Origin of the sequence: Viridibacillus sp. FSL H8-0110, from assembly GCF_038003565.1 — a bacterium.
In the GTDB taxonomy this organism is placed as follows: domain Bacteria; phylum Bacillota; class Bacilli; order Bacillales_A; family Planococcaceae; genus Viridibacillus; species Viridibacillus arenosi.
The window spans coordinates 3,840,455-3,861,076 of sequence record NZ_JBBOPJ010000001.1; the positions used below are offsets into that span (position 1 = coordinate 3,840,455).

General features: G+C 37.9%; 23 protein-coding genes. All 23 read right to left on the bottom strand.

Annotated elements, in window-relative coordinates:
• Nucleotides 1-34: 34 nt before the first annotated feature.
• A complete protein-coding gene (locus MHH98_RS19065; protein ID WP_076034292.1) occupies nucleotides 35-874 on the bottom strand; it encodes a flagellar hook-basal body protein in 840 nt (279 codons plus the stop codon).
• 69 nt (nucleotides 875-943) lie between these two features.
• Nucleotides 944-1,939, bottom strand: coding sequence for a rod shape-determining protein (locus MHH98_RS19070; protein WP_038180007.1), 996 nt, complete (start codon nucleotides 1,937-1,939; stop codon nucleotides 944-946).
• A 207-nt stretch (nucleotides 1,940-2,146) separates the two neighbouring features.
• Nucleotides 2,147-2,422 carry a sporulation transcriptional regulator SpoIIID gene (locus MHH98_RS19075; protein WP_038180010.1) on the bottom strand — a complete coding sequence of 92 codons (276 nt, stop codon included), beginning with the start codon at nucleotides 2,420-2,422 and terminating at the stop codon, nucleotides 2,147-2,149.
• 111 nt (nucleotides 2,423-2,533) lie between these two features.
• Nucleotides 2,534-3,190, bottom strand: a complete 657-nt coding sequence (locus MHH98_RS19080; RefSeq protein ID WP_038180012.1) for a M23 family metallopeptidase — start codon at nucleotides 3,188-3,190, stop codon at nucleotides 2,534-2,536.
• A 36-nt stretch (nucleotides 3,191-3,226) separates the two neighbouring features.
• Nucleotides 3,227-4,210, bottom strand: a complete 984-nt coding sequence (gene spoIID, locus MHH98_RS19085) for a stage II sporulation protein D (protein ID WP_038180022.1) — start codon at nucleotides 4,208-4,210, stop codon at nucleotides 3,227-3,229.
• A gap of 88 nt (nucleotides 4,211-4,298) precedes the next feature.
• Nucleotides 4,299-5,597 (bottom strand): UDP-N-acetylglucosamine 1-carboxyvinyltransferase, encoded by a 1,299-nt coding sequence (gene murA / locus MHH98_RS19090; protein WP_038180867.1) that lies wholly within the window; start codon nucleotides 5,595-5,597, stop codon nucleotides 4,299-4,301.
• A 467-nt stretch (nucleotides 5,598-6,064) separates the two neighbouring features.
• The gene (locus MHH98_RS19095) at nucleotides 6,065-6,301 is read right to left on the bottom strand and encodes a DUF1146 family protein (RefSeq protein WP_412104676.1); all 237 of its coding nucleotides are present in this window, start codon (nucleotides 6,299-6,301) and stop codon (nucleotides 6,065-6,067) included.
• Nucleotides 6,302-6,381: 80 nt separating this feature from the next.
• Nucleotides 6,382-6,786, bottom strand: coding sequence for a F0F1 ATP synthase subunit epsilon (locus tag MHH98_RS19100; RefSeq protein WP_038180026.1), 405 nt, complete (start codon nucleotides 6,784-6,786; stop codon nucleotides 6,382-6,384).
• A gap of 24 nt (nucleotides 6,787-6,810) precedes the next feature.
• Nucleotides 6,811-8,226, bottom strand: a complete 1,416-nt coding sequence (gene atpD / locus MHH98_RS19105) for a F0F1 ATP synthase subunit beta (RefSeq protein WP_038180029.1) — start codon at nucleotides 8,224-8,226, stop codon at nucleotides 6,811-6,813.
• 46 nt (nucleotides 8,227-8,272) lie between these two features.
• Nucleotides 8,273-9,130, bottom strand: coding sequence for an ATP synthase F1 subunit gamma (gene atpG, locus MHH98_RS19110; RefSeq protein WP_038180030.1), 858 nt, complete (start codon nucleotides 9,128-9,130; stop codon nucleotides 8,273-8,275).
• 53 nt (nucleotides 9,131-9,183) lie between these two features.
• A complete protein-coding gene (gene atpA / locus MHH98_RS19115; protein WP_038180032.1) occupies nucleotides 9,184-10,701 on the bottom strand; it encodes a F0F1 ATP synthase subunit alpha in 1,518 nt (505 codons plus the stop codon).
• Nucleotides 10,702-10,728: 27 nt separating this feature from the next.
• On the bottom strand, nucleotides 10,729-11,265 hold the full coding sequence (locus MHH98_RS19120) for a F0F1 ATP synthase subunit delta (protein ID WP_038180033.1): 537 nt from the start codon (nucleotides 11,263-11,265) through the stop codon (nucleotides 10,729-10,731).
• Nucleotides 11,262-11,783: a F0F1 ATP synthase subunit B gene (atpF, locus tag MHH98_RS19125; RefSeq protein ID WP_038180034.1), complete on the bottom strand. Its 522-nt coding sequence runs from the start codon at nucleotides 11,781-11,783 to the stop codon at nucleotides 11,262-11,264. Before atpF ends, MHH98_RS19120 begins: the two co-directional genes overlap by 4 nt.
• 168 nt (nucleotides 11,784-11,951) lie before the next feature.
• Entirely contained in the window at nucleotides 11,952-12,176 is a 225-nt protein-coding gene (gene atpE / locus MHH98_RS19130) for a F0F1 ATP synthase subunit C (protein WP_038180035.1), read from the bottom strand.
• Between the two features lie 76 nt (nucleotides 12,177-12,252).
• Nucleotides 12,253-12,966, bottom strand: a complete 714-nt coding sequence (atpB, locus tag MHH98_RS19135; protein ID WP_076034291.1) for a F0F1 ATP synthase subunit A — start codon at nucleotides 12,964-12,966, stop codon at nucleotides 12,253-12,255.
• Between the two features lie 28 nt (nucleotides 12,967-12,994).
• A complete protein-coding gene (locus MHH98_RS19140; RefSeq protein WP_038180038.1) occupies nucleotides 12,995-13,366 on the bottom strand; it encodes an ATP synthase subunit I in 372 nt (123 codons plus the stop codon).
• Nucleotides 13,367-13,893: 527 nt separating this feature from the next.
• Nucleotides 13,894-15,009, bottom strand: coding sequence for a non-hydrolyzing UDP-N-acetylglucosamine 2-epimerase (gene wecB / locus MHH98_RS19145; protein WP_340709338.1), 1,116 nt, complete (start codon nucleotides 15,007-15,009; stop codon nucleotides 13,894-13,896).
• Nucleotides 15,010-15,030: 21 nt separating this feature from the next.
• Complete coding sequence (upp, locus tag MHH98_RS19150; RefSeq protein WP_038180043.1) at nucleotides 15,031-15,660, bottom strand: uracil phosphoribosyltransferase; 630 nt, start codon at nucleotides 15,658-15,660, stop codon at nucleotides 15,031-15,033.
• A 553-nt stretch (nucleotides 15,661-16,213) separates the two neighbouring features.
• On the bottom strand, nucleotides 16,214-17,449 hold the full coding sequence (gene glyA, locus MHH98_RS19155) for a serine hydroxymethyltransferase (protein ID WP_038180046.1): 1,236 nt from the start codon (nucleotides 17,447-17,449) through the stop codon (nucleotides 16,214-16,216).
• 21 nt (nucleotides 17,450-17,470) lie between these two features.
• Nucleotides 17,471-18,019, bottom strand: coding sequence for a TIGR01440 family protein (locus tag MHH98_RS19160; RefSeq protein ID WP_038180048.1), 549 nt, complete (start codon nucleotides 18,017-18,019; stop codon nucleotides 17,471-17,473).
• 14 nt (nucleotides 18,020-18,033) lie between these two features.
• Entirely contained in the window at nucleotides 18,034-18,474 is a 441-nt protein-coding gene (gene rpiB, locus MHH98_RS19165) for a ribose 5-phosphate isomerase B (protein ID WP_038180051.1), read from the bottom strand.
• Nucleotides 18,475-18,852: 378 nt separating this feature from the next.
• Nucleotides 18,853-20,148 carry a methyl-accepting chemotaxis protein gene (locus MHH98_RS19170; protein WP_038180054.1) on the bottom strand — a complete coding sequence of 432 codons (1,296 nt, stop codon included), beginning with the start codon at nucleotides 20,146-20,148 and terminating at the stop codon, nucleotides 18,853-18,855.
• Nucleotides 20,149-20,150: 2 nt separating this feature from the next.
• A complete protein-coding gene (locus tag MHH98_RS19175) occupies nucleotides 20,151-20,591 on the bottom strand; it encodes a low molecular weight protein arginine phosphatase (protein ID WP_038180057.1) in 441 nt (146 codons plus the stop codon).
• Nucleotides 20,592-20,622 lie beyond the last annotated feature (31 nt).

Below are 20,622 nucleotides of genomic sequence, written 5' to 3' on the forward strand. Positions count from 1 at the left end.
AGCCCTCCTATGTATTTCAAAAATACTGTTTCTGTTACACTTTTCCAATTTCGTTAACGGCTTTATCCATACTACGGTCATAGGCTTGTAATACCTTTTGATTTGCTTCGAATGCACGGTAAGCTGTCAGCATTTCTGTCATCGTTTTACTAGCATCAACATTTGAGCGTTCAATATAACCTTGTTTTAAATTAAAGCTGACACCATTTACAGTGTATGCAGATGGTAAATCTTCACCGTTGTATGTACGATATAGTCCGTTATCTTGCTTTTGAAGTGTATCTGGCTGTGCTGCGTATGATACGCCGATACGTGCTACTTCTTGCTCTCCAGCGCCGATAATACGACCGTCATCCATAATTTGATAATCATCATTTTGTAACTGTATACGTTGACCACTATCTGATAACACATAAAGACCTTGTGCGTTTGTTAAGTAACCTTGTGGATCTAAAGTGAAATTACCGTTACGTGTATACGTTTCGCCTTCTGTAGGATGTTCTAAACGGAAGAATATTGCACCTTTAGCGCCAGTTTCTGCATCCGTCGGTAATTGGTTATCAACTAAAGCAACATCAGTTGTTAAATCAGTAGCTGTAATTTGACCTTGTGAGTAGTCTGGTAATGTTTCTTGCATGTATACACCTGCATTTAATGCACCAATCTGATTGTTGGCTGTTGTGTTTAATCCACTCTCTAAATTCGTACCTGACTTCGTCATACGCGACATAAGCATATCTGGGAATGAACGAATTGTAGATTGGTCTGCTTTATAACCTGGTGTGTTGGCATTGGTAATATTATTTGACAGTAATTCAGTACGTCGCTGTTGTGCAATCATACCTGTAGCTACTGTATAAAACCCACGAAACATTGCAATCACCCTTTCATCAATAAATTAAAGTATATGCGATTTCTATACTTTCCTTATTTCGGCTACAAATCAAATATGTTTTGATACTTTGTCCATATTGTTGAGCATAATGCCTGTTCCTTCAGCAACGCAGTTCATCGGATTCTCTGCAGAGATTACTGGTACTTTTAACTCGTCCGTTAATAATTGGTCAAGTCCATGCAATAATGCCCCACCACCAGTAATTATAATACCGCGGTCAATAATATCTGCTGATAGTTCAGGAGGTGTTTTTTCTAATACATTTTTAGCTGCTTGTACAATCATTGAAATGGATTCTCGTAAAGACTTTTCAATTTCAGCAGAACCAATTGTAATTGTTCTTGGTAAGCCTGTCACCATGTCTCGTCCTCGAATGTCCATCTCATCTTCTCGGCTACCAGCATACACAGTACCGATTGTCATTTTGATTGATTCGGCTGTACGTTCCCCAATTAGTAATTTATATTCTTTTTTAATATATTGTAAGATATCATTATCGAATACATCTCCTGCAACCTTAATGGATTCAGAAGTAACGATATCTCCCATTGATAGTACGGCAACATCTGTAGTGCCTCCACCAATATCAACAACCATATTCCCACTTGGTTGGAAAATATCCATTCCTGCTCCAATAGCAGCTACTTTTGGTTCTTCTTCTAAGTAGACATTACGACCACCAGATTTCTCTGCTGCTTCACGAATAGCCTTTTGTTCTACACTTGTAATATTTGTTGGACAACAAACTAAAATACGAGGCTTTGAGAGAAACCCTTTAACGTCTAATTTACTTATAAAGTGTCTTAACATCGCTTCTGTTATATCAAAATCAGCAATTACACCGTCTTTTAATGGTCGAATCGCAATAATATTGCCTGGTGTTCTTCCTACCATCTTACGTGCTTCTTCTCCAACAGCAAGCACTCTATTTGTATTTTTATCTATCGCAACAACGGATGGTTCATTTAAAACGATTCCTTTACCTTTAACATGGATTAATACATTAGCAGTTCCTAAATCAATCCCAATATCCTTAGAAAACATGGAACTTTCCCCTTCCTTCACATAACAGCATTTATCGTACGTTTTATATATGTAATTATCTAGAATATTTTATCATATCAAGGTGGAAATTACATCTACATATTTTATGGAGATAGCTTATATGAACGGCTTGTTAAAGGTTTTCTTTCAATCTATATCCGCGTTTTCATTTTCCTAATAACGTAAAAAGACATCGAAGCAGATTGCCTACTTCGATGCCTTCTCCATAGTCGATTGTCGGGCTAACCATTTTTTCCTTGTAGCCTCTCCACCTCGTATGTGACGTACCGATTTATGGTACGCAAGAATTTCACTAACTTCCTTGGCCAACTCTTCATTTACTTCATTGAGACGTTCTGTTAAGTCTTTATGAATAGTGCTTTTTGAATAGCCTGTAATTTGTGCCATCGCTCTTACGGTTTGCCTCGTTTCTTTCAACATAAACCCAAGTTTCAAACAGCGGTTGCGAATATGTTCGTGCACATTCTCTTCCTTTCCACAATGTACGAACGTTTCTTCAACTTATGTTTGCTTGGAGCTTTTAAGAACTAAGCATTCCTTATTTCGTTGATAAATGACATTATTCAGCTAAATTTAAAAAGCTAAGAGTTTTTTAGGGTTAACATTAACCCCTTCTTCCATAACTTCGAAGTATAAGTGATTACCCGCTGTTGGATTCCACTCGTTTTCGATTGTTTTACCAAGTACTTGTCCTTGTGAAACTTTGTCACCTTTTTTAACTTTGATATCGCCTACTGAGCTATATTTCGTCGTTGTACCGTTTGGATGTGCAATAACGATTTCGTTACCGATGAATGGATCCATCTTCACTTCCTCAACATTACCGCTCATCACTGACAATACTTCAAATGGTTTCCCATCAACTGAAAGTGAGATACCGTTGCTCGTTGTGAAAGTTTGATTGAACACAAGCAATGCGCCTTCTCTCGTTTTTTCATCTGCTTCGACATCGTAAAAGTCTTGTACGATTGCTACTTCATCTAAAAGATCCTGTTGGAATGGGTATTTCATAGACTCTGCCTTAGCATTTGTTTCAACTGATGCGCCTGTCTCGCCTTTACTTGCTAAATTCGTAGCGTTGTTATTGTCTGAGTTTGTATAAGCACTATATCCCCAAACAAGTCCTACTAACAGAATTGAAAAGCTTGCATAAATAGTAGGCCAAAACCAACGCTTTGTTGTGACACTACCTTTTTTCGGAGAAGGGTTTGGTCTGTTTTCTTCCCTCATTGTCATCACCTCAACGTCATTCTAGACAATAACGCTTCAGTTTAAACATATGTTTTTATTATTTTTTATGGAGGTAATAGAAGCTTTCTTATAAAAGTGCTTTAAGATGTCCTTTGCATGGACCCCCTCCCTCGCCAAAGCCTCCGCACCGTATTGGCTCATGCCTACTCCGTGGCCGTACCCTACTGTTGTGACAGTGACTTTATTTTGAGCTGGTTTCCAATTGATTGTGAAGTCCGTAGAAGGGATATTAAGCTTTTCTCGGATTTCCCTGCCTGTCCAACTATAACTCCCCACTTGCATCGTTTGAACACGATTAGAGCTGTTTCTAGTTAGGTTAATAGCGTTTAGTTGTTCTGCTGACCATTGGAAATTGAAGATGGTATTCCACTGTGTTAATGCGAAATCTGTGTTTTGAATATAATTTGGAGACAATTCCTTTTCGCCTTCTACAGTAACTGTTTGTAAATATGGAATATCTTGTCCACTGTATTCTTCTGCGCTTTCTGTTTTTCCATTGCTTGTAGAAAAGAACATTGCCGTGATTAATTCACCGTTATAAGTGAGAATTTCACCTGCTGTAGTAGCTACAGCTTTTTGTAATTTTTTCTCGTTCTTATTGAAATTCGCTCCCCATTTTTTCTTTCTTTGTTGTTTTGACTCAAAGACTTGATGGAGGACACTCGGTTTTATCGCTTTCTGGCCATTCTCCGTGACTTTAAGGGCAAATGTGCGTGAAGCTACAGCTTGTGCTTTAAGCGCCTCTACATGAAAGCTAGAGGGCATTTCAGCTGCAATTACTCCAGCGATATATTGTTCTAGAGGTAGGGGGTCTTTAATTCCTTCCACAGTAATGTAAACTTCACAAGGTGGCTCAGTTTCTTGTTGTTTCTTCTGAGTCTGTTGCGTAGTAGATACGTTTGTGAAATTTTTAGGATAAAAATGCATACTAACAATTGGTAGCACAAACAAAAGGATGACGATAAAAAGGCTGATGGGTATTAGTAGAATTTTTTTCATATGCCATACTATGCTGGAGCATTCGTCGTTATACGAAAAAAACGTTCAAGAGCAACAAAGCTCTTAAACGTTTTAGTATTATGCTAGATTAATTTGTTTGAAATTCTACAGATGCTTTTTCAATCGTCGATACTCTTTCAATATCAGCGCCTAAAGCAGCTAGTTTTTTATGGAAGTTAACATATCCACGATCTAAGTGATGCAATTCAGAAACACGCGTAATTCCTTCAGCTACTAATCCTGCAAGAATTAGTGCTGCTGCTGCTCGCAAATCTGTCGCTGCAACTTCAGCACCTTGTAAATCACATGGGCCATCAATAATAACAGAACGACCATCAATTTTCGCAGAAGCATTCATACGTCTGAACTCTTCAACGTGCATAAAGCGATTTTCAAATACTGTTTCAGTAATAACACCAGTACCAGTTGTTTTCAACATTAAAGCCATCAATTGAGATTGCATATCTGTTGGGAACCCTGGATGTGGCATTGTTTTAATATCTACAGCTTTTAAAGATCCGTTTGAACGAATACGTAAACCTTCGCCTTCTTCTGTAATTTCAACACCCATTTCACGCATTTTCGCGACAAGTGCTGTCATATGTTCAGCAATGGCATTTTCAATTAGTACATCTCCACCTGTAATCGCCGCTGCTACCATAAATGTACCAGCTTCAATACGATCAGGAATAATATAATGAGTTGTACCATATAGTTCTTTAACGCCCTCTACACGGATTGTGTCAGTACCAGCGCCAACAACTTTACCACCCATCTCATTAATAAAGTTAGCTAAGTCTACTATTTCTGGCTCTTTAGCAGCATTTTCGATAAATGTAGTACCATCTGCTAAAGCTGCAGCAGTTAAGATATTCTCAGTTGCACCTACACTTGGGAAGTCTAAGTAAATTTTAGCTCCGTGTAAGCGTCCTTCAGTTGTTGCTTCGACATAGCCGTGTCCCATTGAAATCTTCGCACCCATTAGTTCAAAGCCTTTTAGATGTTGATCAATTGGACGTGATCCGATTGCACAACCACCCGGCATAGCTACGCGTGCAAAACCATTACGTGCTAATAATGGTCCCATTACTAATATTGAAGCTCTCATTTTACGTACATATTCAAATTGTGCTTCAGATGATAATTGTTTAGTTGCATCAATTTCTACTGTATTTGTTTCAGGTGAAAATGATAATTCCACATTTAAACTTTTTAATACTTCATCAATTGTATACACATCGGCCAAATTTGGCACATTTTTAATAATATTTTTTCCTTTTGACGCAAGTAATGTAGCCGCCAATATAGGTAATACGGCATTTTTTGCCCCTTCAACTCTAACGTTACCAGTTAAGGTATTACCGCCTTTAACAATGATTTTCTCCACCATTTGTCCCTCCGAACCCATGTATCCATTTATTATATATTTCAGTCGATAAATTTCTATTGTATGATGTCAATAATTAGTAAACAAAGCATTTAACATGTTACCTTTTTTTTTGCCTAATGGCAAGTATCCAACAAACTATTTAATTAAGTGATAACAATTAACTATAGACATTATACTTTACGCAAAGTTTGCGCAAATGGTGTCTGATTTTAGAAAACTGGACGCCCATTTTATATACCCAATTACTATTAAAATAAAACAAATTTCCACAAAATATTTCCTGGGTAATTATTATTCTATATGGAAAAATAATAATATGCTCTCACAAATTCAACCATAACAAATATCTAGCAATAATGAAAGCGTTCCCTCTGTAAGAGTTCAAAAATTTTAGCTAATCTTGTCAAAATGACGGATAAACTAAAAAATATTATATTATAATTGGTTTTTACATATAAAACAAGTTACTCAAAGAGATATGGAAGCTGACTTGACCATCCAGAAAATGTTAGGAAAAAATTCGAAACAGTTGACCCAATTGCGATACTTAATAAAATAAATAGCAACTGTATTTGAAAAACATGATTTTTTTTAAATACTTTTTCAAACATAATTGCTTGTAAAGCATAGAATGAGATCCCTATAAAAAATATATGTGAAATAATGCTAATTAGTGCATTTTGACCAATTGATGCTGTTATATCCACATTTCTCATCTCCTTTTAAATAAATCTTAAAAAAGCGGGCAGAAAAATTCTGCCCGCAATTCTATTTATAAAGCTTAGATGTTACCCTCTTTAACGTTGATACGGTTCATAGCGCGTTTAAGTGCAAGTTCAGCGCGCTTGAAATCAATGCCGTCTTGTTTACTTTGTAGTCGCTGTTCAGCACGATTTAACGCTTCTTTTGCACGAGCAAGATCGATTGAGCTTGCTGTTTCAGCTGAAGGAGTTAAAATCGTTACTTTATCAGGACGAATTTCAACAAAACCGCCGCTAACTGCTACTAATTCAGTATGCTTGTCTGAGTCCAGACGTACAGCACCTACTACTAGTGGCGCAACTGTAGGGATGTGACCAGGCAAAATACCCATCTCACCCGTTACAGTTTTAGCAATCACCATGTTGACTTCTGAATCGTATACTGGGCCGTCGGGAGTGACAATGTTGACTGTTATGGTCTTCATATTTTTTCCTCCTCGTCCCTAGTATTAAAGTTCAATACCCATACTTTTCGCTTTTTCGATAACTTCTTCAATACGACCAACTAGACGGAATGCATCTTCTGGTAATTTGTCATATTTACCTTCAAGAATTTCACGGAAACCTTTAACAGTTTCTTTAACAGGTACATAAGAACCTTTTTGACCAGTGAATTGTTCCGCTACGTGGAAGTTTTGAGATAAGAAGAATTGAATACGACGAGCGCGGTCAACTGTTAATTTATCTTCATCAGATAATTCATCCATACCTAGGATAGCGATGATATCTTGTAATTCGTTGTAACGTTGTAAAGTTTGTTGAACTTGACGAGCAACTTCATAGTGTTCAACACCTACGATATCTGGTGATAGTGCACGAGAAGTTGAAGCCAATGGATCAACCGCTGGGTAGATACCCATTTCAGAAAGTTTACGCTCAAGGTTAGTAGTTGCATCTAAGTGGGCGAAAGTTGTAGCCGGAGCCGGGTCAGTATAGTCATCGGCTGGTACATAGATCGCTTGGATAGAAGTTACAGAACCTTTGTTTGTTGACGTAATACGTTCTTGTAAACGACCCATTTCAGTAGCAAGAGTTGGTTGGTAACCTACGGCAGAAGGCATACGACCTAATAGCGCAGAAACCTCAGAACCTGCTTGAGTGAAACGGAAAATGTTATCGATGAATAGAAGTACGTCTTGACCTTGTTCATCACGGAAATATTCAGCCATAGTAAGACCAGATAAAGCTACACGCATACGTGCGCCTGGTGGCTCGTTCATTTGACCGAATACCATTGCTGTTTTCTTAATAACGCCTGAGTCGCTCATTTCGAAGAATAAATCGTTACCCTCACGAGTACGTTCACCTACACCGGCGAATACAGAGATACCACCGTGTCCTTGAGCGATGTTGTTAATAAGTTCTTGGATTAGTACCGTTTTACCTACACCGGCACCACCGAATAGACCGATTTTACCACCTTTAATATATGGTGCTAATAAGTCTACTACTTTGATACCTGTCTCAAGGATTTCAACTTGAGTTGAAAGGTTTTCAAATGTTGGTGCTTCGCGGTGAATTGGGTCACGGCGTTCAGTTGTTGGAATTTCTTCCGCTAAATCGATTGTTTCACCAAGTACGTTGAATACACGTCCAAGAGTGATGTCACCAACTGGAACTGAGATTGGAGCACCAAGGTCTGTTACTACTGCGCCACGTTGTAAGCCATCTGAAGATGACATAGCAATCGTGCGGACAGCATTGTCTCCTAGGTGAAGTGCTACTTCAAGAGTAAGTGTTTGAGGCTCTTCACCAGGGCGTTTAATTTCTACAGTAAGCGCGTTGTAAATTTCTGGTAATGATGAGTTGTCGAATTGAACGTCAACAACGGCACCCATTACTTGAAGAACGTGTCCTGTTTTCATACTTTTCCCCTCCTATCGTACTTGCATTACAGAAGCTGGAGAGCGCCTATTCTAAGGCTGCAGCTCCACCAACGATTTCTGTAATTTCTTGTGTAATTGCCGCTTGTCGTGCACGGTTATATACAAGTGTTAATGAACTAATAAGTTCGTTTGCATTATCGGTTGCGCTCTTCATTGCTGTCATACGTGAAGCATGTTCACTAGCTTTACCGTCGAGCAACGCACCATAAATTAAGCTCTCTGCGTATTGTGGTAACAATACTTCAAGAATTGCTTCACCAGATGGATCGAATTCATAAGATGCAGTTGTGCTTGATGCTGCGATGTCTGTAATTGGCAGTACCTTTTTCTCAGTTGGTTCATGTTGAATGGCACTGACAAAGTGGCTGTAGTACATATAAAGTTCATCATATGTACCATCAGTGAACATACCAACAGCCTTACGAGCGATTTGTTTAATGTCAGCAAATAAAGGTTGGTCAGGTAGACCAATTTCTTCATCTACTACGTTATATCCACGTTTCGCAAAGAATTCACTTGCCATACGGCCGATAGCGATGATAACAAACTCATCTTTAGAGTTGTGTCGTTCATCCATAGCGTTTTTAGCAGTACGAATTACGTTACTGTTATAACCACCTGCAAGACCACGGTCAGAAGTAATAACTAAATAAGCCGTTTTCTTAACTGGACGAGATACTAACATCGGGTGTGACCCGTCTGGAGTACCTGCTGCAATTGCAGCTACAACATCCTGAATTTTCTCCATATATGGAACGTAAGCTTTAGCGTTTGCTTCAGCACGTGTCATTTTAGAAGAAGAAACCATCTGCATCGCTTTCGTGATTTGACTTGTGCTTTTAGTCGATGTGATACGTTTTTTTATGTCGCGTAATGATGCCACTGGTATTTCACCACCTTACCGTTTATTTTATATTGACGTAAAACTATCAGATCTTATTCTGATTTAGCAAAAGTTTTTTTGAAAGCATTTAAAGTTTCTGCCATGTCTTCATCAGATGGAAGTCCTTGAGTAGTACGGATATGATTTAAAACGTTTTTGTGGCTTTCGTCATTTGCATCTAACCAAGCGTATAATTCGTTTTCGAAACGAACGATATCTTGTACAGGAATATCATCTAAGAATCCTTTTGTTAGTGCATATAGAATTGTAACTTGTTTTTCAACTTTAATAGGTTTGTGAAGATCTTGTTTTAGAACTTCTACAGTACGTTTACCACGTTCTAATTTAGCTGAAGTAGCTTTATCTAGGTCAGAACCAAATTGAGCGAATGATTCAAGCTCACGGAATGCAGCTAAGTCAAGACGTAGTGTACCCGCAACTTTTTTCATTGCTTTAATTTGAGCTGAACCACCTACACGTGATACAGAAAGACCTGCGTTAATCGCTGGACGTACACCTGAGTGGAATAGGTCAGATTGTAAGAAAATTTGTCCATCCGTAATAGAAATTACGTTTGTTGGAATATAAGCTGAGATATCCCCTGCTTGTGTTTCAACGAATGGAAGTGCTGTGATTGAACCACAGTCATATTTTTCGTTCAACTTAGCAGCACGTTCTAATAAGCGACTGTGTAAGTAGAATACATCCCCTGGATATGCTTCACGACCTGGCGGACGGCGAAGAAGTAATGAAAGTTCACGATAAGCAGATGCTTGCTTAGATAAATCATCATATACGATTAATACATGTTTACCTTGTAACATGAACTCTTCTGCCATTGAGATACCAGCATAAGGAGCTAGGTATAATAATGGTGATGGTTGAGATGCAGATGCAGTTACAACGATTGAGTAATCTAGTGCACCGTGTTGACGAAGTGTTTCAACTACGCCACGTACAGTAGATTCTTTTTGACCGATAGCAACATAGATACAAATCATATCTTGGTCTGCTTGGTTTAAAATTGTATCGATTGCAACAGCAGTTTTACCAGTTTGACGGTCACCGATGATTAACTCACGTTGACCACGACCGATTGGAACTAATGCGTCAATCGCTTTAATACCTGTTTGTAATGGTTCATGTACTGATTTACGATCCATTACTCCGAAAGCAGGGCTTTCGATTGGACGAGATTTTGTAGTGTTGATTGGTCCTAAACCATCAACAGGAAGACCTAGTGAATTGACAACACGACCGATCAATTCTTCACCAACTGGTACTTCCATAATACGGCCAGTACGACGCACTTCATCGCCTTCATTGATGCCTTTAGTTGGTCCAAGGATAACGATACCTACGTTGTTCGCTTCCAAGTTTTGTGCCATACCAAGTACACCAGTAGAGAACTCAAGCAATTCTCCAGCCATGACGTTGTCGAGGCCATGAGCACGAGCGATACCGTCACCAACTGTGATAACTGTACCTACCTCGCTAACTTCCATTGCAGATTGGTAATTCTCCATCTGCTGCTTAATAAGTCCACTGATTTCTTCAGCTTTGATGCCCATGTTTCTCACCTCTCAAATTCTTTATAATTAACCGATTAACGCACGTTTTAAGCCAGCTAGTTTGTGTGAAATACTACTGTCAAAAATTTGGTTACCGATTTGAAGTCGAACCCCACCAATTAAAGATGGATCGATTTCGTTTGTAATATTAAGTGTATTTTTACCCACTTTACGAGCGAATGCCGTAGAAATGCGTTGTGTTTCATCTTCTGTAAGAGGCTGAGTAGTGTATACGATTGCATCTGCTACGCCTTGCGTATCATTAGCAAAACGGATAAACTCTTCAATCACACTTACTACTTCATGAATACGTTTTTTATCAATTAAGACTTTAATTGCATTCACAATGATTGGTTGAACAGAAGCAAATACTTTAGAAACAAGTTCTTTCTTTTCTTTGTCTTCTAATTTTGGAGAATCTAAAAGTTGGAATAACTCTTTGTTCTCCTCGAAAACAACTTTCACTTCACGTAAGTCAGAACTTACTTCAGTTAGTAATTGTTTTTCTTGTGCCAATTGGAACAATGCTTTGGCATAGCGACTCGCTGCAGTCGATTGACTCATAGAGTTTCCCCTGCCTTCGCAATCGTTTCTTCAATTAGAGCACGATTCTCTTCTACTGAGACTTGTTTTTCAAGAACTTTAGATGCAGCAAGTACAGATAGTGAAACCACTTCTCCACGAACAGCAGCAATAGCTTTCTCTTTTTCAGTCTCGATATCACGCACAGCTGATTCTTTCAAACGCAATGCTTCAGCGCGAGCAGCAGAAATAATTTCTTCTTTTTGCAAGTCGCCTTGTTTCTTCGCGTTTTCAACAATCGTTTGTGCTTCTACACGCGCTTCTTTAAGAAGGCTACGTTGATCTTCTAAAAGTTGTTGTGATTCTTGACGGCTCTTTTCAGCTGACTCGATTTCACTAGCAACTAATTCTTCACGTTGTTGCATGATTCCCATCAATGGACCCCACGCCACTTTTTTCAAAGCGAACATTAGGATAATGAAAACTGCTAACGTTACAAGGATATCTCCACCATTAATAAATTCAGCAGAATTTCCTAGTACTAGATAGTCTAAAAACACGATTGTTTCACTCCCTTCAAGAGCTTAGAGTTCAAATCTTATATGATTGAATCTTAGTAAGATGTATTGTCTAAAGGAATATTATGCCTTAAAGACATAAAGGAATGGCGAAGTTTTCCTTTATCGAAAAGTCTCTTCGCCATTTTTTTATAAAACAATTAAAGACGATTATTTGTTCATTACGATGAAAGCTACTACTACAGCGATGATCGGTAGGGCCTCAACTAATGCTACCCCGATGAACATTGTTGTTTGAAGAACGCCACGTGCTTCTGGTTGGCGAGCGATACCTTCTACTGTTTTTGAAACGATCATACCATTACCAATACCTGCACCAAGTGCACCTAAACCGATTGCGATTGCTGCTGCTAATAAACCAACTGAACCTACCATTGAAATTTTTCCTCCTTGGAAATATAAAGTTTTTTGTGTGTCAGCTACTTAACTTATTAAATTAAGTATTTTATACTTAATGGTCTTCACTCACTTTGTGATTCATGTAAACCATTGTTAACATAACGAAAATAAATGATTGGATTGCACCGATAAAGATCGAGAAACCTTGCCAAATCATTGTTGGAACTACTGCTGCGAAGAAACCTAATCCTCCCCAAAGCGTCCCCATACTTGCAAGTAATCCTAAAAGGATCTCACCTGCGTAGATGTTACCGTAAAGACGTAGACCAAGAGTTAACGTATTTGCGAACTCTTCAATAATCTTCAATGGGAATAAGAAAGCCATCGGTTGAGCGAAACTTCCAAGATACCCTTTGAATCCTTTCGCTTTAACACCATAGTAGTTAGATAATACAATTATCATAACGGCAAGTGTCATAGTAACGATTGGATCTGCTGTTGGTGATTTCCACCATAATTCTCCATGAATTATGACTGAGAACGGAAGACCAAGCATATTCGCAACGAAGATGAACATAATCAGCGTGATTCCAAGTATATGGAACTTACCACCTGTTTTCCAGTCCATGTTGCTGCCAATAATATTCTTTACGAAGTCCATAACCCACTCCATAAAGTTTTGCATGCCTGTTGGTTTCAATTTTAAGTTTCGTGTCGAAATGAAAGCTATTAAGAAAACTATTAACGCTGCTACCACTAACATTAAAATATTACCTGGGTTAAATCCTAGTCCCCACAATTCAAAATGTGGATTTTCATGTTGCACTTTGCATTCACCTCTCTTTCAAATGCGCTTATTGGTATTTTACATGAAATACGATCCTGTCTACTAAAAGCAGAACGTACGGAATCATTAGCCCAATGACCGTGCTAATTAAATGAAAATACTTTGGCAACATGGTAGCAACCGCTACTGCAGCAATACCTGATGCAAAGCGAAAAGCCGAACCTAGTGATGCCACTTTCTTTCCTTCGCTAATAGAGCGATCAAATCGTTCCATTCTTCGGACTAGAATCCAAAAGTTATAATGACCAAAAAGCGCACCTAATGCGAGACCAGCGAATACTGTTTGATATGGCGTAAAAGCCCATCCTAACGCACAAAATGCGAGCAAAAAAAATAGCATTCTTTTCTGCTTAGCAAAAATCTGATGCAATTCTAGCATTGGTCTTTGATCTCCTGAATCTTATTTTCGAATGACGGAAGTAATAGCTGACCACCGGTTGGATGCCGGATAAGTAGTCATTTAAAACTACTTGCGGGGCGGAAGCCGTAATCTACTCTCATAAAGAGATGAATCGGAATCCATATTAAATGTGAGAGATAAGCTTTTAATGGAGAACCACCGCATATAAGGACACCAAAATTGATGCACAATACCGTACAAATTTACAATTTATGCCCAAACTGTAAATCTAGTAGAAACTTGATAACTCAAGTAATTGTAGATTGTTTACAGTTAAGGAACCCTTATCATTCTTACCCTTAGTTAGCATACAATAGTGAATATTTCATGTCAATTGGTTAGAGTGAAAAACTTCACAAAGGTGGTAACCTTGTCAAATTGTCGACAAATTTACAACAATATTGCCTTAAGTTAGTTTTTCATCTATTTATAGACAGAAATAGAACTACCTTACAAATTACTTATAACAAATCATAAGGTAGTTTCTATTCATTAAATTATTGATTTCACTTTTCCAAATAGGTCAGTAAAGCTTCGACAATTCTTTTTGAGGCAAATCCGTCACCATATGGATTTGAAGCTTGAGCCATAGCATTATACGTATTCTCTTCTATTAAAAGCTCTTTTGCTAAGCTATAAATAGTTTCCTCTTCCGTACCTGCTAATTTCAAAGTACCTGCTTCAATTCCTTCGGGACGTTCTGTCGTATTACGAAGAACCAGAACTGGCTTCCCTAGAGAAGGCGCTTCTTCTTGTACGCCACCTGAGTCTGTTAAAATCATGTATGATTTAGCAGCAAAATTATGGAAATCAAAAACCTCAAGTGGTTCGATCAAATGAACTTTCGCTTCGTCTCCAAGTATTTCATTGGCAATTTCGCGTACAGCTGGGTTCATATGAACGGGGTAAACAACCTGTATATCACTATGCTCTACTAAAAGTCTTTTTATAGCCTTAAACATATGGCGCATTGGTTCGCCTAAATTTTCTCTGCGATGTGCAGTTAGTAAAATTATACGATCTTGTCCAATTTGTTCAAGCACTGGATGACTGTAAGATGTGTTAACAGTTGTTTTTAATGCATCAATTGCAGTATTACCTGTAACTACAATCGTGCTATTCGCTTTATTTTCTTTCAATAGGTTTTGTTTAGACTGCTCTGTTGGTGCAAAATGAATATCTGCCATAATACCAGTAAGCTGACGATTCATTTCTTCTGGATATGGGGAATATTTGTCACCTGTTCGTAGTCCAGCTTCAACGTGACCTATTGCAATCTGGTTATAAAAGGCTGCGAGGCTTGCGATAAATGTTGTGGTCGTATCCCCATGAACTAATACGATGTCCGGTTTAGCTTGTTTCATCACTCGGTCTAAACCTTCTAACCCTCTAGTTGTGACATCGACAAGTGTCTGGCGATCTTTCATGATGTTCAAATCATAATCTGGCGTAATTTTGAATGTATCCAGCACTTGATCGAGCATTTGTCGATGTTGAGCTGTCACTGTCACAATTGTTTCGATTTGATCTGAATGTTTTTGTAATTCTAAAACTAGGGGAGCCATTTTAATGGCCTCTGGTCTTGTTCCAAAAATAGTCATCACTTTCCATTTTTTACGCAATGACCTTGCACCACCTTCGCATTATTTTGTACCGAATAAACGGTCTCCAGCATCACCTAAACCAGGAATAATATAACCATGGTCATTTAACTTTTCGTCAAGTGCAGCGATATAAATATCGATTTCTGGATGCTCATCATGAATCGCTTTCACACCTTCTGGAGCTGCGATTAGGCACATGAATTTAATACTTTTAGCACCACGTTTTTTCAAAGAGTTAATTGCTTCAATTGCAGAACCACCTGTTGCTAACATCGGATCTACGATGATGAAGTCCCGTTCTTCTACATCAGCAGGAAGTTTCGCATAATACTCGACTGGCTTTAAAGTTTGTGGATCACGATATAATCCGATATGACCTACTTTTGCAGCAGGGATTAGTTTTAATACTCCGTCTACCATACCGATACCAGCACGTAAGATTGGAACAATAGCTATCTTCTTACCTGATAATACTTTTGTTTTAGCTGTTGTTACTGGTGTATCAATTTCAATTTCTTCTAATGGTAAATCACGAGTGATTTCAAATGCCATAAGAGTTGCCACTTCGTCTACAAGCTCACGGAATTCTTTCGTTCCTGTATTTTTGTCGCGAATGTATGTTAGCTTATGTTGAATTAATGGATGGTCAAATACGTATACTTTACCCAAAGTGTTCCTCTCCCTACTTTTATTTATCTTGACTATTATACCAGAAAAACGCAGTTTGACTATGAGTCCGTTGCGTTTTTTTAATTTGTTATATTTTGCCGAGTAATTCGTCAACTTGTTCTAGTGTTAATGGCTTATTAAAATAGTAACCCTGTCCAATTATACAACCTAAACTAATAAAACCACTATTCTTTGAAATGTTTCAACCCCTTCTGATACCGATAACATGAGGAGATTATTAGCTAATTAAATAATCATACGGATAATTGCAAAAGTACTAGGTACATATATTATCAATAATGCTTCAACATATTTCACTTTTCGTGAATGGCGAATTCTTTAAATAGTTTCATGATCAAAAGCCAACTAAATAATCATCAAGGATGTTTCAAAGCTGTATGATTTTAGCTCTATCATAATTGCTTAAACTATTTTAAAATCTTCTCATCTTAAAAAAGTGATTTCTACTTTTTTAAGATCGAATATTAAAAAAGCTACTTTTGAATGAACAAAAGTAGCTTCGACTATTATTATAGTTTATTAAACTATTAAATTATGCGTATAGTGGGTGTTTAGTAGTTAATGCCGCAACACGCTTTTGTGCTTCTGCTTTAATCGCTACATCTTCTGGGTTTTTAAGAACAGATGCAATGATTGAAGCAACTTCTTTCATATCATCTTCTTTGAAACCACGAGAAGTAACTGCAGCTGTACCAACACGAACTCCTGAAGTTACGAATGGGCTTTCTGTTTCGAAAGGAATTGTATTTTTGTTTGCTGTAATTTGTACTTCATCAAGTAATGCTTCTGCAACTTTACCAGTTAACCCCATAGAACGAACATCTAATAATAGTAAATGGTTATCTGTTCCACCTGATACTAAATTAATGCCTTCAGCTTGAAGTGCTTCACCGAATACTTTTGCGTTTTTCACAACTTGTCCAATGTATTCTTTGAATTCTGGTTGTTGTGCTTCACCGAACGCTACCGCTTTACCAGCGATGACATGCATTAATGGACCACCTTGGATTCCTGGGAAGATCGATTTGTCGATTTTTTTGCCAAACTCTTCTTTACAAAGAATAAGTCCCCCACGAGGTCCACGCAAAGTTTTGTGTGTTGTAGACGTTACGAAATCAGCATATGGTACTGGGTTTGGATGTTCACCAGCAGCAACTAGACCTGCGATGTGCGCCATGTCTACCATGAAGTATGCACCTACTTCGTCAGCGATTTCACGGAATTTAGCAAAGTCTATTTGACGAGGGTATGCAGATGCACCTGCAACGATTAATTTTGGTTTATGCTCAAGCGCTTTTTGACGAACATCTTCATAGTCAATTACATTTGTATCTTCTGTTACGCCATACTCTACGAAGTTGTATTGTACGCCTGAGAAGTTTACAGGGCTACCATGAGTTAAATGACCACCATGAGATAAGTTCATACCTAATACAGTATCGCCTTGTTCAAGGATTGTGAAATATACGGCCATGTTCGCTTGTGCACCTGAGTGTGGTTGAACGTTAGCATATTCTGCGCCAAAAATTTCTTTTAGACGGTCACGTGCGATGTTTTCAACAACATCCACGTGTTCACATCCACCGTAATAACGTTTGCCAGGATAGCCTTCAGCGTATTTGTTTGTTAATACTGAACCTTGTGCTTCCATCACTGCTTCTGAAACGATGTTTTCTGATGCAATCAATTCAATATTGGCTTGTTGACGTGCTTTTTCCGCTTCCATTGCTTCAAATACCGCTGTGTCTAGTGCTGCAAGTTTGATCATTATACATATTCCCCCTGTAATCTAGTCTTTTTTATAAACTGCTCTTTCGCCACCAATTAATTTGGGGCGTGTTATCGCAACTGTCACAACTGCCTCACCTATATGGGTTATGGAAGTACGAACAGGAACTGCCACTCTTTTTAAATGCATGCCAATTAATGTTTGACCGATATCTATACCAGCATGTGCTTGTATCTCTTCTACAACGACAGGATCTGTAAGCTGATTATATACGTAAGTCGACATAGAGCCCCCTGCTGTTTGGGCAGGAATAACTGAAACCGGCTCAAGTCGGTAGTCTTCCGCTACTTTACGTTCTAAAGTTAAAGCACGGTTGAGGTGCTCGCAACCTTGGAATGCTAAAGATAATTCGTGATTTTCTGCAAATGCATGTAATGGTTTGTACAGTGCTTCTGCTATTTCTAAACCACCAGATGTACCGATTTTTTGTCCTTTGACTTCTGAAGTTGAACAACCAACAACAAAGAGTTGCCCTTTACGGAACGTTGCTTGTTGCTCTAACTCAGTTAGAAGCTGTTGTAGTTGATCTGTTATTTGTTGTAAGTTCATATTTTATGACCTTCTTAGTCGTTTTCAATCTCTGCAAGTTTTTCAACGCGTCGTTCGTGACGTCCGCCTTCAAATTCTGTAGATAACCAAGTTCTCACAATTTCAAGTGCAAGTCCTGGGCCAATTACACGTTCTCCCATTGCTAACACGTTTGAATTGTTATGGCATCTAGTTGCTTTTGCACTGAATAAATCATGAACTAATGCACATCGAATACCTTTCACTTTGTTAGCTGCGATAGACATACCTATGCCTGTTCCACAAATTAAAATACCTCGATCATACTTTCCACTTGCTACACCTTCTGCAACTGGTAGTGCATAGTCAGGATAATCAACTGAATCAGAGGATTGTGGTCCAAAATCGTCGTAGTTTATGCCTAGCTCTTCTAGCAGTGTCATAATCTCTTTTCGTAAATTGTTGCCACCATGGTCTGATGAAATCGCAATTTTCAATGGGTTCCCTCTTTTCGATAATTTTATTCAACAATAGTTTACCACTTCTAGCTATAGAAAGACATATTTTTCACAGTATTTAAATAAAAGTTTTAAATAAAAACACGAATGTTATTCTTTCTATAGTGTATATCACAGATTTTAATGTTCAATTACCGAATATAAATCATTATTTATAAGTATTTAATTCGGATTTCAATGAATTTGTCATTAAAATCATTTTGTTATACAATTATCTGCAAATTCGTGCAAGCTATTATTGAGCTTTAAGATAGTAAGTGTTATTTCTAACTAAAATATACCTTCTTTAAAAGTAAAAAAACTATCACAATAGCCACATCAGGGCTTTCATGATAGTCATTATGTACACATTATTGATTAGGAGCGGTCAAATTGCAGTATCATTTTATACAACTCTTCTGATTGCATTTTCAAATGCTTCGATAATTGATCAATTTCTTCGATTGACCTAGCTTGCTCCTCCGTTACACTTCGAACTTCTTGTGCACCAGCAGATGTTTGTTGAGCTATGGCAGCTACTTCTTGAGATTGATGAGCAGTTGTTTCAATATTATGCAATTGTTTTTCCACGAATTGAGATATTTCAACAACGGAATCTGCCATTTCATGAACGATTGAAGTCATTCCTTCTACTGCGTTTGTTGTTTCTGACACTCTCTCTACCTCTTTAACTGCAAAAGCTACTTGAGAAGTCATTTGCTCTACAACATTATGCACATCCGATTGCATCGTTTGGATTAATCCTGTAATACCTTGTACAGCTTCTGCACTTTGGTCTGCTAATTGCCGTACTTCTTCAGCAACAACCGCAAAGCCTTTACCATGCTCTCCAGCACGGGCAGCTTCAATTGACGCATTTAATGCTAATAAATTTGTTTGTGCAGCAATATCTCCAACCAATTGGATAATGCGTTCAACTTGTTTCGCATTACTTTCGAGTTGATGGATATTTCCAAGTGCATCTTTGTTGCCTGAGACAATTTGTTTTATGCCTGTTACAAGATCTTCAATTTTCTTTGTTGTAAATGTTAGTTCTCTCATCATGCGCTCAGAATGTTTCGAGGATAATTCTGCACGCCCGTTAACTTCCTTAGCTATCACTTGAATATCTTCAAGTGCCTCTGCTGTTTGCTGAATAGATACTGCTGAGCTTTCAGCGCCTTCAGAAATATGTGCAATTGTAAGAGAGACTGCCTCTGCTTGACTAGCTGCATTTTCAGTTTCCTTTGATAAACTTAACACCGTTTCGTTAGTCGATTGGAAATTTTGTTCAATACTATCTACCATTTTGCGGAGATTTTCGAGCATAGACTGAAATGCTACTGCCAGTGCTCTTATCTCGTCATTTGATCTTGGTAAATCTACATCTTCTCCTATGTAGCCTTCTGCTGCACGATTTGTAGCAGCCTCTAGATTTTGCAATGGCTTAATAATAAATGAGCTAAATGCTGCTGCTAAAATACCAGACCATATAATACCTAATGCATAAGTAATAATTTCAAATATTACTCGATTAATATTTGGGAAAAATTGTGGTTGAATATATTCGATAAAAATCAAACTGGTTGAATAAGTGATGATTGCTAAAATTGATACAAATAATACGAGTTGCTTTCTCAATCCAAAAGAATGCTTCACACTTCGTTTATTCATCGTTAGCCCTCCGATAATTTCGTTTCGAGTGCATCAATTAATTTATTTAACTCCTGGAACGTTTGACGATACAAATGGACATCTCCTCCAAATGGATCTGAAACATCATAAGAGCCATATGGCGCAATGTATTCCTTCAATGTAAATGTTTTATCAGAGATAGATGGGTAAGCCTGCAAAATCATTTCTTTATGAGCTGATGTCATCGTCAAAATAAGATTAGCCCACTGTAAATCCTCTGCTTCAATTTGTTTTGAAACATGTTCTGTAAAAATATTCGCCTCTGATAACACCACTTTAGCATTCTCTGAAATTTCACCACCAGGCATTGCGAAAATACCTGCTGAACGAACTTCCAAATCATCTAATTTCTTTGCTTTTAAAATAGCTTCTGCCATTGGACTTCTACAAGTGTTTCCAGTACATATAAAATAAATATTCATTACACACCCTCATTCCTCATTATATATCATA

Bases quoted from the DNA above. Each gene is read 5' to 3' on its own strand.
- atpA (WP_038180032.1), bottom strand. From the start codon at position 10,701: ATGGGCATCAAAGCTGAAGAAATCAGTGGACTTATTAAGCAGCAGATG.
- MHH98_RS19140 (WP_038180038.1), bottom strand. From the start codon at position 13,366: ATGCTAGAATTGCATCAGATTTTTGCTAAGCAGAAAAGAATGCTATTT.
- MHH98_RS19100 (WP_038180026.1), bottom strand. From the start codon at position 6,786: ATGAAGACCATAACAGTCAACATTGTCACTCCCGACGGCCCAGTATAC.
- atpD (WP_038180029.1), bottom strand. From the start codon at position 8,226: ATGAAAACAGGACACGTTCTTCAAGTAATGGGTGCCGTTGTTGACGTT.
- MHH98_RS19170 (WP_038180054.1), bottom strand. From the start codon at position 20,148: ATGAATAAACGAAGTGTGAAGCATTCTTTTGGATTGAGAAAGCAACTC.
- atpE (WP_038180035.1), bottom strand. From the start codon at position 12,176: ATGGTAGGTTCAGTTGGTTTATTAGCAGCAGCAATCGCAATCGGTTTA.
- MHH98_RS19080 (WP_038180012.1), bottom strand. From the start codon at position 3,190: ATGAGGGAAGAAAACAGACCAAACCCTTCTCCGAAAAAAGGTAGTGTC.
- MHH98_RS19175 (WP_038180057.1), bottom strand. From the start codon at position 20,591: ATGAATATTTATTTTATATGTACTGGAAACACTTGTAGAAGTCCAATG.
- MHH98_RS19065 (WP_076034292.1), bottom strand. From the start codon at position 874: ATGTTTCGTGGGTTTTATACAGTAGCTACAGGTATGATTGCACAACAG.
- spoIID (WP_038180022.1), bottom strand. From the start codon at position 4,210: ATGAAAAAAATTCTACTAATACCCATCAGCCTTTTTATCGTCATCCTT.
- MHH98_RS19120 (WP_038180033.1), bottom strand. From the start codon at position 11,265: ATGAGTCAATCGACTGCAGCGAGTCGCTATGCCAAAGCATTGTTCCAA.
- MHH98_RS19070 (WP_038180007.1), bottom strand. From the start codon at position 1,939: ATGTTTTCTAAGGATATTGGGATTGATTTAGGAACTGCTAATGTATTA.
- MHH98_RS19160 (WP_038180048.1), bottom strand. From the start codon at position 18,019: ATGAACTTACAACAAATAACAGATCAACTACAACAGCTTCTAACTGAG.
- glyA (WP_038180046.1), bottom strand. From the start codon at position 17,449: ATGATCAAACTTGCAGCACTAGACACAGCGGTATTTGAAGCAATGGAA.